This window comes from uncultured Parabacteroides sp. (assembly GCF_905196875.1).
GTDB lineage: Bacteria > Bacteroidota > Bacteroidia > Bacteroidales > Tannerellaceae > Parabacteroides.
The window spans coordinates 1-18,201 of sequence record NZ_CAJJWO010000094.1 but is presented as its reverse complement, the minus strand read 5'-3'; the positions used below and the strand labels follow the sequence as shown (position 1 = coordinate 18,201).

General features: G+C 38.0%; 16 protein-coding genes. 15 read left to right on the top strand and 1 reads right to left on the bottom strand.

Annotated elements, in window-relative coordinates:
* Positions 1-134: 134 nt before the first annotated feature.
* The 3 genes from QZ076_RS20085 to QZ076_RS20075 all read left to right on the top strand — a co-directional run bounded on the left by QZ076_RS20085 (position 135) and on the right by QZ076_RS20075 (position 2,976).
* A complete protein-coding gene (locus tag QZ076_RS20085; RefSeq protein WP_293716725.1) occupies positions 135-1,094 on the top strand; it encodes a tyrosine-type recombinase/integrase in 960 nt (319 codons plus the stop codon).
* Positions 1,095-1,353: 259 nt separating this feature from the next.
* Positions 1,354-1,794, top strand: coding sequence for a DNA-binding protein (locus QZ076_RS20080; RefSeq protein ID WP_293716723.1), 441 nt, complete (start codon positions 1,354-1,356; stop codon positions 1,792-1,794).
* Between the two features lie 135 nt (positions 1,795-1,929).
* Positions 1,930-2,976 (top strand): 6-bladed beta-propeller, encoded by a 1,047-nt coding sequence (locus tag QZ076_RS20075; protein ID WP_293716721.1) that lies wholly within the window; start codon positions 1,930-1,932, stop codon positions 2,974-2,976.
* Positions 2,977-3,183: 207 nt separating this feature from the next.
* On the opposite strand, the gene QZ076_RS20070 is transcribed toward QZ076_RS20075, so the two are convergent.
* Positions 3,184-4,299 (bottom strand): winged helix-turn-helix domain-containing protein, encoded by a 1,116-nt coding sequence (locus QZ076_RS20070; protein WP_293716719.1) that lies wholly within the window; start codon positions 4,297-4,299, stop codon positions 3,184-3,186.
* Positions 4,300-4,466: 167 nt separating this feature from the next.
* Between QZ076_RS20070 and QZ076_RS20065 the strand changes: the two genes are divergently transcribed.
* The 12 genes from QZ076_RS20065 to QZ076_RS20010 form a co-directional block, all read left to right on the top strand.
* The gene (locus QZ076_RS20065) at positions 4,467-4,688 is read left to right on the top strand and encodes an NVEALA domain-containing protein (RefSeq protein ID WP_293716717.1); all 222 of its coding nucleotides are present in this window, start codon (positions 4,467-4,469) and stop codon (positions 4,686-4,688) included.
* Between the two features lie 3 nt (positions 4,689-4,691).
* Complete coding sequence (locus QZ076_RS20060) at positions 4,692-5,747, top strand: BF3164 family lipoprotein (RefSeq protein ID WP_293716715.1); 1,056 nt, start codon at positions 4,692-4,694, stop codon at positions 5,745-5,747.
* 8 nt (positions 5,748-5,755) lie between these two features.
* On the top strand, positions 5,756-6,637 hold the full coding sequence (locus QZ076_RS20055) for a DUF1573 domain-containing protein (RefSeq protein ID WP_293716713.1): 882 nt from the start codon (positions 5,756-5,758) through the stop codon (positions 6,635-6,637).
* Positions 6,638-6,844: 207 nt separating this feature from the next.
* A complete protein-coding gene (locus QZ076_RS20050) occupies positions 6,845-7,063 on the top strand; it encodes an NVEALA domain-containing protein (protein WP_293716711.1) in 219 nt (72 codons plus the stop codon).
* Positions 7,064-7,151: 88 nt separating this feature from the next.
* Positions 7,152-8,312 carry a DUF4221 family protein gene (locus QZ076_RS20045; protein ID WP_293716709.1) on the top strand — a complete coding sequence of 387 codons (1,161 nt, stop codon included), beginning with the start codon at positions 7,152-7,154 and terminating at the stop codon, positions 8,310-8,312.
* A gap of 3 nt (positions 8,313-8,315) precedes the next feature.
* Positions 8,316-8,888 carry a hypothetical protein gene (locus QZ076_RS20040; protein WP_293716707.1) on the top strand — a complete coding sequence of 191 codons (573 nt, stop codon included), beginning with the start codon at positions 8,316-8,318 and terminating at the stop codon, positions 8,886-8,888.
* Positions 8,889-9,361: 473 nt separating this feature from the next.
* Complete coding sequence (locus QZ076_RS20035) at positions 9,362-11,404, top strand: hypothetical protein (protein WP_293716705.1); 2,043 nt, start codon at positions 9,362-9,364, stop codon at positions 11,402-11,404.
* A 20-nt stretch (positions 11,405-11,424) separates the two neighbouring features.
* Positions 11,425-12,297: a signal peptidase I gene (gene lepB, locus QZ076_RS20030; RefSeq protein ID WP_293716703.1), complete on the top strand. Its 873-nt coding sequence runs from the start codon at positions 11,425-11,427 to the stop codon at positions 12,295-12,297.
* A 10-nt stretch (positions 12,298-12,307) separates the two neighbouring features.
* Positions 12,308-14,233, top strand: a complete 1,926-nt coding sequence (locus tag QZ076_RS20025) for a hypothetical protein (RefSeq protein ID WP_293716701.1) — start codon at positions 12,308-12,310, stop codon at positions 14,231-14,233.
* Entirely contained in the window at positions 14,230-16,077 is a 1,848-nt protein-coding gene (locus tag QZ076_RS20020) for an O-antigen ligase family protein (protein WP_293716699.1), read from the top strand. The genes QZ076_RS20025 and QZ076_RS20020 overlap by 4 nt, the downstream gene beginning before the upstream one ends.
* Before the next feature lie 85 nt (positions 16,078-16,162).
* Positions 16,163-17,236, top strand: coding sequence for an efflux RND transporter periplasmic adaptor subunit (locus QZ076_RS20015; RefSeq protein WP_293716697.1), 1,074 nt, complete (start codon positions 16,163-16,165; stop codon positions 17,234-17,236).
* Between the two features lie 20 nt (positions 17,237-17,256).
* A partial coding sequence (locus QZ076_RS20010) for an efflux RND transporter permease subunit (protein WP_293716659.1) occupies positions 17,257-18,201 on the top strand: 945 nt, incomplete at its 3' end.

Below are 18,201 nucleotides of genomic sequence, written 5' to 3'. Positions count from 1 at the left end.
AAGTCGGAATTATAACATCAAATGTATCCATAATATTAAGTTATCAGTTGTTCGTCTTCCTACTTTCTACCTGATAATTAGCTTTATATATGTTATTCACGTTACTTCGCGGCATTATTAAATTTATGATGAATATGGAAATACAAACAGCTGACTCAAAAGGAGCAAAAAAGGTAAGTAGCGCTCTATCTGACTTTATATTTCACTGCCAATATGAAAAAGCATTGAGCAAGAAGACTATAGCAGCTTATCAAATTGACCTGGAACAATTAAAAGACTTTCTCTATGAAGTATACTCCATAGAAGTGATGGAATCTGTTTCAAAAGACATGATAAAAGCCTATCTACAAAAGATTTCAGACTTCAAGCCTAAGACCATAAAGCGAAAAATAGCATCATCAAAAGCATTCTTTTCATTCTATGAGTTTGAGAATGAAACATTTATAAATCCTTTTAGAAAAATGAAAATACATATGAAGGAGCCTTACATTTTACCGACTGTCATGTGCAGTAACGAAATAAAACTGATATTGGAATATTTATATAAAGAACGAATGAAAGAAGCCAACCATGACAGTTATACATATAAAGCTAAAACCCGGGATATCGCAATAATTGAATTACTATTTGCCACAGGTGTCCGAGTCTCTGAATTATGCCAGCTTCAATGGAATGATATCGATTTGACACAAGGTACAATTAAAGTATACGGAAAAGGAAGTAAAGAACGGATAATACAAATTTGTTCCAAGGGGATAATTACCATAATGAAAGAGTACTATAAACAAACTCAACCCACAACGTCATTTTTCACTAATAGGCTTGGGCATGAAATATCCCCCCAATCGGTAAGGCTACTTGTAAAAAGATGCATTAAAGAACTTAATCTATCAAAACATATCACGCCACACACTTTTCGCCATACTTTTGCCACATTATTATTAGAAGAAGATGTAGATATCAAGTATATTCAAAGCCTATTAGGCCATAGTAGCATTGTAACCACCCAAATCTACACACACGTCAATTCCAATAAACAGAAGAAGATTCTACATAACAAACATCCAAGGAACAAAATAGAAATCAAAATATGATACACCATATTAAGTAAATAGCCCAAACGGATAAGATTGCCGATTTCTGCTACGACAAAGAAAATAACCGCATTATCATGTGCATGAATGGCGATATACAGTTCGGTTATTTGGATTTGAGTAATTACTACCAGATAAGCCAACCGATATCCTGATAACCCGACCTATTCCGATTTTGTGTTTTTAGCAGATGGTATCTTTGTCATGTTCTCGAGAACAAACACAGTATTATCTATTAACATTCAAAAATTGAAAGAGTATGTCATTAAAGTATCGTTTAGTAAAAAGAATCAATTTAGGGAAAGACAAGGAAGAAAACCCTGAAAAGTTGTATGCACAGGCTGTTTACTCGGATCTGGTAAGTTTCGAAGAGTTGTTGGGCGAGATTAGTGAAGCCGGTATCCCTTCCAACCAGGTGAAGGGAGTGGCCGACCGTATGAATCATTTGTTTAAAAAGCATCTGGCTGCCGGTAGACGGGTACAGTTCGGTGAATTCGGAAATTTCCGTTACGGATTAGGTTCGACAGGTTCTGTCGATGAAGAGGGTTTCGAAACTTCCATGATCAAAACTCCACGAATTGTTTTCACACCCGGCTCTGCCTTGCGTAAAGCCCGTAAGGATACCAATTTCGAAAAGAAAGGGGTGCCAACAACCGGCAGTAATCCGGGAGGTGAAGATGACAGACCAGTGATCGAATAGTCCTTCACAAATCAGTCCCGAGTTTTAGCTCGGGACTTTTTTATTTAGTATGTAAGCCATACATGAAATAAACATCTTAATACTTGCTTCTTGATGGAAGTACCCATACATTTGTAAACAAACAACAAAAGAGCAATGAAGCAAGTACTTATATTTTTTATCTTATTCAGTCTTGTAATCTCGTGTACAAAGAAAGACAATATTTCCATCCCAACTATAACTGTTGATTTAGATAACACAAAAGAGACTATTCAATATTCTCAATTCGCCAAGTCGTTAGATTACATTGAGTTAAACACAAACGACTCATGCATAATATCAGGCATCCAAAACATTTTTCTAGACGATGACACCTTGATTCTATTAGATAATAAGAAAGCTGGCATTCTGATTTTCACGTTGGAAGGGAAATTCATTAATCAGATCAACCATTATGGAAATGCCCTCGAAGAATTCATTAGCATAAGAACATTTACAATTGATCCGGTTCTTAATCAAATATACATACTCGACGGTCATTCACAAAAAATAAACAAATACAGTTATAAAGGAAAGTTTATAGAATCAAAAAAGACGACTTTATATGTCAGAGATTTTGCTGTATTAAAAGACGAAATAAAGTTATGCATTTTGCCCTATTACGAAGAGCATCTACCTTATGGTATATGGACTACAGATAAGGAGAATAATATTATCAAGAAGATAGATTTTGATATTCCGAAAGAGGATAAATTTGAATTCCTAAGCTTATATACCAATTTATTGGATCAGGCTGTTTACTATTATGACAGGAATTGGGATAATCTCTCATACGTCACAAAAGACACAGCTATTGTAGAATATCAATTCAACTTAAAGCAACGATTAAAGGAAGACCTCAGAAAAAAAGATTCTGAAACAATTCCATTACAGGATTTTGCAATGATGTGGGGGTTCAGCAACTCCAGTAACTTCTTATTATTAACCTACTACTATTATGTTGAAGAAAATCCTTATAGATGGGTACTATACAATAAAGAGACACATGAATTAACAACGTCAACCGCTGTTATCAACGACATCGACTATGTACAATCATCTTCCGATCAAATATTCTATCTGAGCGATAAAGTATGGTGCCGTATACTAGATGATGAAACAAACAACTGCAATGTTCAATTACAAATTATAAATCTGAAATAAGATTATACAAAGAGTAAACAAACCTAGCTATATATAAAGAATACATATTTTATTCTCATACTATTATTCATTTGGCAATCATCAAATGAATAAAGCATATATATGTTTCTTTCGTTTGATATATGTCAAACGAAAAAAATACGATTATAGAATGAATTATTCAATGAGAGAAATTTGTTGTTTGGACGTAATCCCCTAATAATATAATTACTCATTATTATATTCTATCTGTTTAATAATAATTTTTATATCATTTTCTCCTTTGATTTGATACCCACTTCCTCGTATAGTATCAATATTCAACCACGGAATATCCTTTAGGTCTTTACGTAAACGGATCACGAGTTGCTCCAGGTGCTTTTTATCTGCAGTCTCCTCGTCCGACCAGAGATTTTGAAGCAAGAAATCATACGATTGGAAATAATCTTTCCCTTGCGCCAACAGATAAAACAAACCGAATACTTTCGGAGCAAGCGGTATTACTTTATCCTCATAAACTAAAGAGTGTTTCTCTTCATCCAGAAAAATAACTATGGCTGTTGGTTGCAAATTTAACCCTGGCTGTATATGCTTCTCTTCAAGTACAGGTTCTGTAATCAACTCCACATTCTGCCGAACAAATTCAACAGGCAAAGTCAAGGGGATTGCCTCGAGCAGCTTATTTTCGGGGACAGATTGCTTCAAACACTTTAACTTCTTCTTTTCCAAGACTAACAGAACCAAAGCCCCAAAGATAATTAGAGATAGCAAGATATAATAGCCTTTACCCCACAATAAGTTTTCTAACCAACCGCCCTTAACATATCCCTCCAAGAGAATAACATCTCGAATATCTACTTTGTATGTCAATTTCAAATAATCATGTAGGACTTTCACGTCTTCTTGACCATAAAATGTCTTTTTGGCTGTTTCATTATTATAAAGTGACACGGCCGTTTTAAAAGTAAAACCATTCTCCATCAACTTCAATCGGAAAAGACTATCCAGCGTTTCGATTTTCACAGGATTCTTGAGTGATAAATAATATTGGTCAGCAAGAAAATCTTTTTCAGCGGTAGTTAACGACGTGGTACCGTCCTTTTTTAAATGTAGAGTTTTATCTTCTGTCTCTATTTTGATATCAGAAGAAACTGTTGGAGACAATATATGTATTTTCTTCACATCAATTTCTCTCATCCTGTTCGTACAATCTTCCCACAAAGTCTGTTTCCAGGTTTCAGTCACTTTAGTACGCAGACTATAGGAGAACCAATACCCTATCCCTATAGCAATTACAGAAACCGCAATAATCAAATACAACCTGCCTGATAAACCCAAATTCATTATCATATTTATTTTGAACACAAAAATAAGAAAGAACCATTCAAAAAAAGGAAAAACAATGAGAAAAACAGCATTTCAAATAGAATCTAGGTAAAATATAGGTAAAATCTAGGAGTTTTTCATAAAAAGCCTCTCTATTTTTGCTGCAACAAACATTTAATATTGATATGAAGAAAAAATTAACGCTAATTGGATTTGTGGTTTGCCTAGTTGCGGGCTTTTGTTTTTGGACCAGTCAAAAGAACGATTTACCGACACTATTGTTAGAAAATATCGAAGCATTAGCTAACGGTGAACACGGAAGTGGAGGTAATTGTTACGGTAACGGATCCGTAGAGTGTAATGGATATTGGGTAGAAATGAAAATCACAGGCTTAAGCCTTGAATAAACAATGAAGCATCTCCTTTATATATTAATAGGTATTAGCTGCCTGGGCGCCTGCACGAGTTCTCCGGATTCGCACTTCCCGAGATACTCAGACTTTACCAAAACCAAGGCGCTCAGTGCACAGGTTATCAACCTGGATACTATTCTGTTCCGTTATCCATTCCGGGTAACGGTCAGAGATAGTATTGCCGTTGTAATGGATCTACATAACATAGATCACTATCTACATGCGTTTACCTATCCGGCGTGGAAACATATTGCTTCATTCGGCAAACGTGGAGAAGCACCGGAGGAGATGCTATCAGCAGCAAACATCCAATTTAACTCCTTAGACTCTTTGTGGGCCCTCGATCCCAATAAGATGGAAATTACCCGCTGGAAAATATCTCCTTCTACCGGTTCTGCGGAACGGGTAGAGGAGATTAAACTAGACAAGAAACTTGTTCGTTCTTTGGACTTTCGCACGATGGAATCGGGCTTTTTGATTCCTGACTATATGGGAGAGCATCGTTTTTGGGAAGTAAACAAGAATGGTAAAGCGACCAAAAGTAATGGTACAATCCCCAGCGAGACAACTAATGAAAAGACTTCTCGCCCGGCACTGGCACAGGCATGGCGAAGTTTTATGGACTATAATCCTGACAATGGTGTCTTAGCTATGGCTACCCAGTTGGGAGAAACAATAGAAATTTATAATTTAAATGACAATACACATAAAGTCCTATATGGTCCGGCAGGAGAACCTGAGTTTCAAACAGGTAAAGACGGTTCAGGAATTCCGAATGGAATCATGGGGTTTAGTGATATAAAAGTAACAAGCAAGCATATCTATGCTGTATTTCAGGGTATTAAATTCAAAGACAAGCTAGCCACCTATCAGCGTGGAGAACGGCCGGAAGACGGAGGAAGATTCATCTACGTTTTCGACCTGCAAGGAAATCCGGTTTGTAAATATACCCTCGATCATGCTATATATGGCATCGACATAAACGAAGAAACGAACACGATCGTCGCAACCGAAGTAAAAAGCGATGATCCGATTATAGAATTCAAAATATAGAGAACAAGATGAAAACTTTAAATCTAATCATACTAGTATTATTACCTATCTTCTTCTCCTGCAAAAACGAACAGAAAGAAAAGGAAACACGGATTGTACAACTTGTCAACGAATGGCAAGGCAAACAAATTGTATTCCCTGAAAACCTAATCTTCACTCGTTATCTGACAGACACAACTGACTATCAGATTCCAAATTCAGAATATAAGGTATTGATATATGTAGACTCTATCGGCTGCACCAGCTGTAAACTGCAATTACATAAGTGGAAAGAACTGATTGAATATACAAATTCCGTTACACAAGAGAAAATTCCTTTCCTCTTTTTCTTTCACTCAAAAGATTACAAAGAAATACGTTATCTGCTGAAACGTGATGGCTTTGACCGCCCTATGTGTATCGATATGGACGATCAGCTAAACAAACTGAATAAGTTCCCCGCAGATATGACCTTCCAGACATTTCTGCTAGACAAAAATAATAAAGTAGCAGCTTTAGGAAATCCAGTACACAACACGGCTATAAAAGACCTCTATCTAAAACAAATAACCGGAAAAGACAGTCTGGCTAAAAATATGTTGAAAACAACTGCTGAAGCTATACAAACAGAAATAGACTTCGGCACATTCGACAAATCAGAAATAAAACAAACAACCTTCGAAATAAAAAACACCGGGGACAATCCCCTCGTGATAGTGGACGTAAGTACCACCTGCGGCTGCACGGCAGCCACGTATGACAAACGACCTGCGAAGCCCGGAGAAACTCTCCGGGTGGGAATTAAGATGACACCGAAGGATACAGGATTCTTCGATGAAGTCGTAACGATCAAGTACAATAGTATTAACAACCAACCCATCAAAGGTAGGATAAAAGGGAATGTTCGGTGATCGAACAAAAGGGAGTTTGCTGCACGACCTCGAAAATTGTACAAGCAAACTCCCGGAGACCCCAAAAAGGAGGTGTATGATGGTAATATAACTGACAAAACAGAATGGTACAGGTGCCGTTCGGCTATCAAATCTGAAAATAGTAGGCAAAGATAGAAAATAGCCTGATTAATAATTAATAAAACAAACAATTAAATTGATACAGATATGAAGAAGTTATTTGGCATCATAATTATCGCTGCTATCGCTGTTACAGCAGGCTGGAATTTCAGTCAAAGTCAAAATGAGGTGGAACTGTCAGACTTGGCACTTGCTAATGTGGAAGCATTAGCTCGTCGCGAAGTTGGTTTCAATTGCTTCTGGGAAGACCGTAACTACGTCTTATGCTATAACGGTTTTGGGTTAGGATGTCCTTGCGGCTTATAAAAACATACTTATGACTGAATAAAATAGTTATTATCTATTGCAATAAATAAACTTTTTATTCAGTCATTTTCAACATAAAATAAAATTCATGAAAACACTATTACACACAATATTATTTATCACTCTCATCTCATGTACACAAAAAAACAGAGATACAGATAAACCAATTTACACTTTAGAAGCATCAAATGAGTATTTAAATATACATTTAGATGATAGTACATATATTCCATTAAGTACTATTTCTTATTATAAAAATGACAGCTCAGAATACATTGCTTTCATAAATAAACAAAAACCTCAATTAATTATATACAATCTTTCTAGAGGAGAAACATATAAAAAAATAACATACGACACTGAAGGAGAAAACAGCATAGTTGGATATATAAATGATTTTTACATTAAAAATCCAAATGAAATATATTTACTAAGTCCATATACTACATACTTATACAAGAGCGATGGAGAGGGAAAGATTGTCAATAAATTTGATTTCTCAAAAGCAATTAATGAAGAATTCCCTACAAGAATTCTTCATTCTTTAGGAAGAATAGAATTATACAACAACAAATTTTATCTAACGCAAAATTTAAACAAAACTTACGGTCGTGATATATTAAAAAAAAGTAGTCTATCTGCTATTATAGATACAATTAGCAATATAGTAGAATTAACACAATTAAAATATCCACAAATCATCACATTTGAAGATTTAGGCACAAATGCTGGATTTGGTTATCAATATAGACGAACTTTCGATGGTAATAATTTTATATATTCATTTCTTTATAGTGATTCTCTATATATAGTTTCTCCTGACCACAAAACAGTTAAAACAAAACAAATTAAAAGCAAGTATATACCAGAAGTAAAAATAAACAGATTAAAAACAAATGACTTCAATAAAATATTACAAGTCAGCTGTGAAGAAGCAACTTATGAAGACATTCTATATGACAAATACAGAAATGTATATTATCGTTTTGCGTGTCCACAAACAGAAATTGACACTAATGACAGTTTTTTAGAAATCACGCGTTATGGTAAAAAACAATTTACTATTATTATCTTAGATAAAGATCTAAACATTATAGGAGAAAAACTTTTCCCTGAATTCACCTATGTACCCACAGCTCATATAATTAGAGAAGATGGATTATATATAAGTTGTAGTCATTTTAAAAATCCTAATTACAATGACGACATTCTTAGTTTTCAGAAAATAAAACTCATTAAAAATCAATAGATTATGAAACATTTATACTTATTTATCACATTAACTATTCTTATCTGTAGTTGCAAATCAGAAAATGAGACAAACGAAAATACAATATCAGAATGGATCGGCAAAAATGTAATTTTCCCTTCAGATATTCAATCTAGCAATTATAACTCTTTAAAAGAAAACAAAATAAACTTAGATAAAGAATTTAAAGTGTTGACTTACATTGATTCCATTGGATGCATTGCATGCAAATTAAAAATGCACCTTTGGAAAGATTTAATAAAAGAGTTTGAAGATGTAACTAAAGACAACATTTCATTCATCTTTATAATAAATTCAAATAATTACAAAGAAATAAATTACATTTTAAAAGAATCCGACTTCAAATACCCTGTCATTTTTGACAAAAAAGATTCTTTTAATCAAAAAAATAAATTTCCAAGTAATATTAAACTACAAACATTTTTGCTTAACAAAAATAACAATGTAATTCTTATAGGAAATCCGATATTAAATCCTACAATAAAAGAATTGTATTTAAAACAAATATCGAAAGAAAATACTTATCAAACAAGTCTAACAAAAAAAATCAATTAACAACGAAGTAAATCTAGAAGAACTCTCCCAAAAGAGTATTTGCTACATTCCTATAAGAATGTATAGGAGAACTACTAGTTTCCCTTACAAACAGAAAGAAGTTCTTGTTGGAGACAACATTTATAAAATATAAAAAAATACAAATTTTCATTTTCTCAAATCCAAGCGATTGAGATAAAATTGAATACTTGATATTTCAGAGTGATTCTTTTGATATTTTCATAGTATAAAATATCATTAACTTCAAACTATTATATGTACCATCCAAAAAAGGTTCTATCACGTTAATAAAGACAGTTCCCAGGATAATTATTACTCCATATGTTAAGTGGCAACAAAATGAACTCATATAATTTGCGTTATTGGATATTATTACACTAAGAATATATTATTAGGATGATATGGTAATAGGCAGATCCACAACAGATAAATTTATTCGGATTCATTTTTAGTAATTCATTAAATTGAAAGTCATGAAAAGAAGTTTTATAGCAGGATTAAACATCCTGATTGCAATTTTTCTGATAGCTTGTAGTTCACTAGATAAAAAACACTTGGAACAGGCACTTACATTTGCAGGAAGTAATCGAAGTGAATTAGAAAAGGTATTGAGTCATTATGAGAACAATCCGGAGAAACAGGAGGCTGCCCGTTTCCTGATTAAAAACATAATAGGTAAGCAAGCTATAGATAGCAGTTCTATCCAAAAAATAAAGCCATTTTATGATGCACTCATAAACCATCATAAAAAATACGGCAAATACGATAATGATATACAATATTCTATATGCGACAGTATTAAACAGTTATATCCAAACACAGCAATATTCCCCCGATACCTACCGGATATTCAGAAATTGTCATCTGACTTTCTAATACGTCACATAGACAGGAACTTTCAAATATGGCGTCAATATCCATGGTGCAAAGATATCGACACCGAAACTTTTCATAAATATATTCTCCCCTATACAACCAGTAACTACTATTGGGAACAGGCATTGGATTTCTTTGATCGAAAGTATGCCATATTGAGAGACACAGCACAAAACAAATCCAATACGGAAGTAAGTGAACTTATTATCCATCACATAGATACGACTTTCCTGAGAGAATGGCCTATCTATGATGAAGAATATAAAGAACTGCTTCCAACAACCTTCCAAAATATAGCTGCCGCACAAATGGGCTCTTGCTTAGAAAACAATATTTACCAAATTGCAGCTTTAAGGGCAAACGGTATTCCGGCTGTTTTAAACACTCATCCGGGATGGGGTAATTTTGGTTATACACATTTCTGGACTGAAATAATCAATGATAAACCGGTAAAAAAACTGTATGATAACACTCAAAGACCCTATACATCGAAAGATGATATGTTAATCAGTGATATGTTCTGGGTTAACACTTATAGCCCGGCAGTAAAAGATTTACCTCCGTTTATTTCCCTAAATTATTGCAGAACTGTACCGAAAGTGTATCGATTAAATTATGAGATACAAAAAAACAGTTTAGCACTGATTGCTCAGGAAGAAATTCCAGCCTTATTCAAAGATCCTGGAATAGAGGATATCACAGATAAATATATTGTATGTAAAGATATTAAAGTGCCTCTATGGAATGATCAACATCCCCAAAAGCATATTTACTTATATTGCTATGATGTAGGGAAATGGAATCCTGTATGCTGGAGTGTAGCCGAAAAAAAACAGTCTTCTTTTCATAAAATGGGGGTCAACATTCTTTATTTACCCGCTTTCTATGATAACGGAGCAATGATCCCTGCCGGGGATGCCTTTATCCTGACTGCCGAAGGGGAATTCAGGTTCTTGTCTCCCAAAACAACTGAAAAAGAGAATACTGCCACATTTCACACAAAAATGCCATACCGCCTACATACGGCAATAAAGGCAACCGGAACTATTGGTACGCAATTTTATATGTGTAACAAAAGTGATTTATCTGACAGTACCCTTGTTCACACGATTAACAAACAGCCATTTTATATCGATAGTTTCAATATCATAGGAAACACAAAATACCGTTATATAATATGTGATTTTCAGAACGTCTCCTCATTATGTGAACCATTCTGTATCGCTGAAATAAAAGTGTTCGGAAAAGACAACAAATTGATAAAAGGTAACTGGACAGGCACAAAAAATTTACGGAAATATAAGATTGAGAACATCTCAGATGGAAGCCGGGTGTCATTTTATCAACCGGATAAATCCGAAAAACAGCAACGCATCATCCTCGATATGGAACAAGCCCATGAAATCGGGAAAGTAGAATTTTATCCAAGAAGCGATGATAATCGAATAGTCACAGGGGAATTATATGAGTTATTTTATTGGGATGGGAAATGGATCTCTTTAGGCCGACAGCAGGCAGAAGATTACAAACTCGTGTACCACAATATACCTAAAAACGCTTTATTCATGATCCATAATCATACACAAGGGAAAGAACACAGGCCGTTTACCTACGAAAACGGGAAACAGGTTTGGTGGTAATAAGATCGGAAAAAATAGACATGGCAAAGAAATCAATTAACAAAATAGTTGACCGGGGAGTGAATTTATTACTGATAAGTTTCGCTATGGTTGCTCTTTGGATATTTTTCCAGGTCTTTTTTTTCGCATCTTTCCGTATCCCTAGCGATTCGATGGAACCGGAATTAACGATCGGCGATAATGTATTGGTAAATAAACTAACAACCGGGCCTCGTCTATTCAATATCTTTGCCTCCATGAGAAACGAGCAAACAGAGATTTACCGAATCCCCGGCTTCAAAAAGATAAAACGAAATGATATTCTGGTTTTCAATTTTCCTCATCCCAACAACTGGAATAAAATTGAAATGCATATTCTCAAATATTATATCAAACGGTGTATCGGGTTACCTGGTGATACATTATCTATCCGAAACGGATCTTTTCATGTTGAAGGTGTACAAATACCCCTTGGCAATATAGAGTCACAAAAGGAGATTGCTGTTACAGAAAAATTTCAGGACGAAATATTCCACAGCTTTCCTTATGATAGTATCATCGGTTGGAATATCAAAGATTTTGGTCCCCTTTATATTCCGAAAAAAAGAGATTCCATCACACTGGATCAAACAAACTATCGACTGTATAAAAAGCTGATCGAATGGGAACAGCAAGGAGAGCTTCAATATAAGGAATCAACGGTCTTTCTTAAAGGGAATCCGATCAACGGATACCGCTTCCGGAAAAACTACTATTTCATGGCAGGCGATAACGGGATGAACTCGCAAGATTCTCGCTATTGGGGATTATTACCCGAAGAATATATTGTAGGGAAAGCCTGGATTATCTGGAAATCAATAGATCCGTATACGGATAAGTTCAGATGGGATCGTTTTTTAAAAGTAATTCATTAAACCGAAAGCCATGAAAAGTCTATTTATTATAGGATTAAACATATTTATCAGCATCATTCTGGCGGCATGCAATTCATCGAATAGCAAACGTCTGGAACAGGCTCTCCTGTTTGCCGGAGATAATCGGGGCGAATTGGAAAAGGTGTTGACACATTATGAAAACAATCCGGAGAAACTGGAAGCGGCCCGTTTCCTGATCAGCAATATGCCACGCTGGTATGGATATGAGGGGTGGCAACTGGATTCTATCAAACCGGTATTGATACAAAAAGATAAAGGAGAGACCGTATCGAAAGAAGTGATTGAAAAATGGCAACGGGTTTCTTTCTATTCACTTCCTAAAGTATATGATGCAAAAGTGATAACAGCAAACTACCTGATAGAGAATATCGATCTGGCTTTCGATGTATGGAAAAGATATCCGTGGAACCGGAGTCTCGGATTCGATGATTTCTGCGAACTGGTCCTCCCCTATCGTATCGGGGATGAACCGTTGTCGTCGTGGCGAAAGTTGTATCATGACCATTATACCGCGATACTCGACTCGGCTTATCAGGGAGATGATGTGATAGAAGCAAGCAAAGCTGTTGATGAAGAATTGAAAAGGGTCTATTACCGTTGGGATACGGATTTTAATATACCTCACCAAAGTGCTGACTTCTTGTTTTACCATCGTGTCGGATTTTGCAGAGAAGCTTGCGATGTCATACTTTATGCCATGCGTGCCTGTGGTATTCCGGTTGCCTGCGAATATTTTGTTTATTCACCCGAATACCAGCATCCGCACTTCTGGACAACCTTACGAGATACGACCGGAAAGTTTATTCAGTTCGGCTTTAATGAGTTTGAAGCATCCCGAATCAACCCCGGAAGCGACGGGCGAAAAAAAGGAAAAGTCTACCGTTATTGTTTCGGAACACAGGAAGAATCTTTTTCAGGAATAACAACGGACGAAAAGATGCCGGTTCTATTCAGGGATCGTTTTATAAAAGATGTATCTGCCAATTATTATGGGGAAAATGAAGTTTCCATCCCTGTTCAGTCCGGCTATGAAGAATATGTTTATCTGGGAGTTTTCAGTCCGAACGGGTGGATTCCGGTCGATATAGCCTACAATAACAAAGGGAATGTGACTTTCCGGAATCTGGAACCGGATGTCATCTATCAGCCATTAGTCTCGGACGGACACAACCACCGGGCAGCAGGTTATCCATTTATTTATACCAGGGAAAAAACTACCGTATTGAAAGCGGATACCGGGAATTTGAAAAGAGCTATCCTTCAACGGAAAATGTCTTTATTCGGCACTTATAAGGATTTTCAACATCGCGGAATTATCGGTTCTCGAATAGAAGCATCTCTGAACAGGGACTTCTCAAATGCAGATTTATTATATCAGTTCAATGACACACTCAAATCAAACTACTACGAACTGATACCGCCGGATATAAACAAAACGTACAGATATATACGTTTTGTCAGTCCCCCGGATAATATATTGGAACTTGCTGAGTTTGCGGTTTTAGCAGATTCCACAGACAGAGAAGAAATCAAATTGAACAGGATAGGTGATTATCCATGGCCGGAAAGCTGGTTAGACAATATTACCGATGGAGATATATTAAGTTATTTTTCTATAGGCGACAGTTCTTGTTTTGTCGCATACGATCTGGGAAAAGTTACTCCTATCAGGAAAATAGTTTTTTCTCCGCGTAATGATGACAATTATGTCTGGCCGGGAGACGAATACGAGCTTTTCTATCAGGATGGGATAAACGGTTGGAAATCGCTCGGAACGCAAACGGCTAGCGAGAGGGTACTGAATTATCTAGTTCCTGATAACGCATTGTTATGGTTACGCGATCGGACTAAAGGGCGAGAGGAACAGGTTTTTATTTACAAAGATGGAAAACAGTATTTTACAGTTGATTTATGAAATATAGACTATACATAAATTATTCCCTACTCGCTATCAGCGGAATTTTTCTGCTGTGCACCGTTTTTGCCACGGACATCAGTTTGGTAAACGGGTTGGTGATGGGGAAGGTTTACTGGTTTCATCTGACGATGTTGCTGCTGGCAGCATGCTGCCTGGTGGCTACTGTACTGATAAAGAAGGGAAAAACGTTTGTTCCTTCGATTGCAGATGGACTGGTATTAGCTTTAACAGCTATTGTTGCGTTTACTTACGACTGGCAATTGAATCCCGAACCGGAGAAAATGCTGTTTGGGGGACAATTAGTTATACTATGGTTCCTGTTACGGTTCGTATTTACAAGATGGCCGCAGTCGAAGATTTTTTTCCTGGTAATGATTGCAGGGACCGGATTGATTGAAGCGGTATCGGGGATGCGTCAATTACATGGATTTGAAGGTTCGAACCATTCACTGTTCAGACTGACCGGGGATTTTTATAATCCGGGGCCTTATTCGGGATATCTCGCGATGGTATTGCCGGTTTGCTTATGGATGATCCTACTGTTCGACGGCTATAAAAAAGGGGAATGGCGGCAGGCAAAGGTTTACCTGTACTATCTGGGTTGGATCAGTTTGCTGGCTATTATTGTCGTGTTGCCTGCCGGGATGAGTCGGGCGGCCTGGATTGCGGCGGCGGTTTCGTGCGGATGGGTTTACTGGGTACAACGTATCGGATGGGAAAAGACAAAGCTATTCATAAAAAAACACCGAACCTTAACTACAGTATCATCTTTCTTGATACTGATCCTTGTAGCCGGTGCATTGGCAGGTATTTACGTGCTGAAAAAAGAATCGGCCGATGGCCGGCTACTTCTATGGAAAATAACGACGCAGGCTATAACGAAACAGCCGTGGACAGGGACAGGACTCGGGGGTTTTCCGGCGGCTTATGCCAAAGCGCAAGCTGAATATTTTTCTTCCGGTAAGGCTTCGGAGACAGAAAAGCTGGTGGCCGGATGTCCGGAATATGGATTTAATGAGTTCCTACAGATAGGATTGGAACAAGGAGTGTTTGGTTTATTGGTTTTTGTATTGTTGTTAAGTTATTCCTTGTTCCGGGGGGTGAAGAACAGACAGATCGGGGCGGTTGGAGGGATATTGGCGTTGATGGTGTTTAGCCTGGCGTCTTATCCGTTGCAGTTGCCGGAGTTCTGGGTGGTGTTGGTGGTGTTGATAGGGGTAGCTTGTACGCCGGTTGCCAGTGACACACCCCCTACCCCCTCTCGAGAGGGGAGGAAGATACTTTCGGTCACTATGATCGGATGTTTAACCTTCTGTTGCGGATGGATTTTTTGGCAGCAGAAAAGGTATTATCAGGGGTATAAAAAGTGGAATACGATGAAGATGTTGTATAATAGTAAGGCTTATGAAGCGGCTTGTGACGGGTATGAAGAGTTGGTTCCGCTGATGGGACATAAGCCGGAACTGCTGTTCGAGACGGCACAGTGTTTGAGCAAGACTAAGCGGTTTACGGAAGCGAACAGGTTGCTGGAGCGGGCAATGAAGCTGAGCGGAGATCCTATGATATATTATATGGTGGCAAAGAATGAGCAGGCACAAAGTAATTATCTAAAAGCTGAAGATTTATTGCTGCACGCGATCGATATGTTACCGGAACGGATCTATCCGTATTATTTGTTGGCGAAACTCTATGCAGAACCGACTTTCTTTCAGGAAGATAAGTTTATCAAAGCTGCCAATGCCGTACTGACGAAAGAGCCGAAAGTGGAAAGTACAGCTATACGGGAAATGAGAACAGAAGTTAAAAACATGCTCAACAACATACGACAAAATCGTAATTAGTTTATTTATAAATCAATTACGAGAACATCGTAACAATTAATTTGTATATTTGGAAATTGAAAACAGAATCATAGCTTATATGAATATGAAATACTACAATTTGCTGGCAATACTGATCCTTTCCGGAATGATAGCCTGTTCCGGTGAAAAAAAAGGAGACAGTACAGGGGAAGAAACTGTTGAAACAGTTCTACCGGACGAAACCAACGAGGTGACCGTGATGACACTGAAGGCTACTGATTTCAACCATGAACTGATCAGTAACGGCAAATTGTCGGCCCGCCGTCATGTCGACCTGCGGTTTGAATCGGCCGAAACGATTGCTATTATCCATGTAAAAAATGGCGACCGGGTGACTAAAGGGCAAAAATTAGCGGAATTATCGACCTTCCGATTGAAAAACAAAACAGCTACTACAAAAGACGCCTTGGAACGAGCCAAACTGGAATTGCAGGACGTACTGATTGGCCAGGGATATGCGCTGTCGGACTCGGCGAAGGTTCCTCCGGCTACCATGCAGCTTGCCCGGGTAAAGAGTGGCTACGACCAGGCACTGATCCAGTACCAGCTTGCCGAATATGAAGAGCAGAATGCTGTGTTGACTGCCCCTTTCGACGGCATTGTAGCCAACCTGTTTGCCAAGCAATATAATACAGCTTCCACCTCCGATGTCTTCTGCACCATTATCGACCCTGTCAGTCTGGAAGCAGCATTCACCGTTCTGGAAAATGAACTGCCTCTGATAAAGAACGGCGACCGGGTAGAAGTAACTCCGTTTGCCCTGAGCGATGTCAAAGCAGAGGGACGTATCAGCGAAATAAATCCGTTGGTAGACGAAAATGGGATGGTACAGGTGAAAGCGGCGGTTACGGACAGAGGCAAGTTATTCGAAGGCATGAATGTACGTGTCAGCATCCACCGTTCACTGGGTAAACAGTTGGTCGTTCCGAAAGAGTCGGTTGTACTGCGTTCGGGAAAGCAGGTGGTGTTTGTTCTGGACAGCACAAAGACAAAGGCCTATTGGACTTACGTGCATACCGGCCTGGAAAATGCGGACAGTTACACGATTGCAGACGGTCTGAAAGAGGATGATATCGTCATTACCAGCGGTAATATCAATCTGGCACATGAGGCTCCGGTTACGATAATTGAAAATTAAGAATTGAAAATTGAAAATTCATGGTTAAATTCTTATTACAACGTCCTATCGCGGTACTGATGGCTTTCACGGCCTGTTTTATCGTAGGGTTGGTGACTTATTTCACTATCCCGATATCGTTGTTGCCAGATATTGCAATACCGGAAATTACGATACAGGTGTCCGGACAAAATACATCTGCCCGCGAACTGGAGAACACGGTTGTCAAACCGATCCGTCAGCAACTGATGCAGGTTTCCGCCTTACGGGATATCCATAGCGAAACCCGCGACGGCTCCGGCATTATCCGCCTGAATTTTGACTTCGGGACTAATACGGACCTGGCATTTATCGAAGTAAACGAAAAGATAGACGCAGCCATGAACTATCTTCCGCGCGAGGTGGAGCGTCCGCGGGTAATCAAGGCCAGCGCTACCGACATACCGGTCTTTTGCCTGAACCTGACGCTTAAAACAGATAGCAGTGAGGCCGCTTTCCTCGATCTTTGCCAGTTTGCCGAGAATGTGATCAAACGGCGTATTGAACAATTGCCGGAAGTTGCGATGGTGGATATCACCGGAATGGTGAAACGGCAGTTACAGATTGTACCCGATATAAAGACGCTGGAAATGGCAGGCATTACACTGGAGGACCTGGAATCGGCACTCAACTCGAATAATATCGAACCGGGAAGCATGACCGTGCGGGACGGGTACTACGAATATAATATCAAATTTTCTACGCAGCTGCGTACGCCGGAGGATGTGCAGAACATTTATATCCGGAAAAACGATCGCATATTCCAATTGAAAGATCTGGCTAAAATCGCTATTGTCCCTGAAAAAGAGACCGGGGCATCATTGGCCGGAGGAAAACGGGCAGTCACACTGGCCGTAATCAAGCAGGCGGACGAGAATATGGACAACATGAAAGAAGCGCTGGAAGGCATAACGGATTATTTTGTGACCATATACCCGGATATAGAG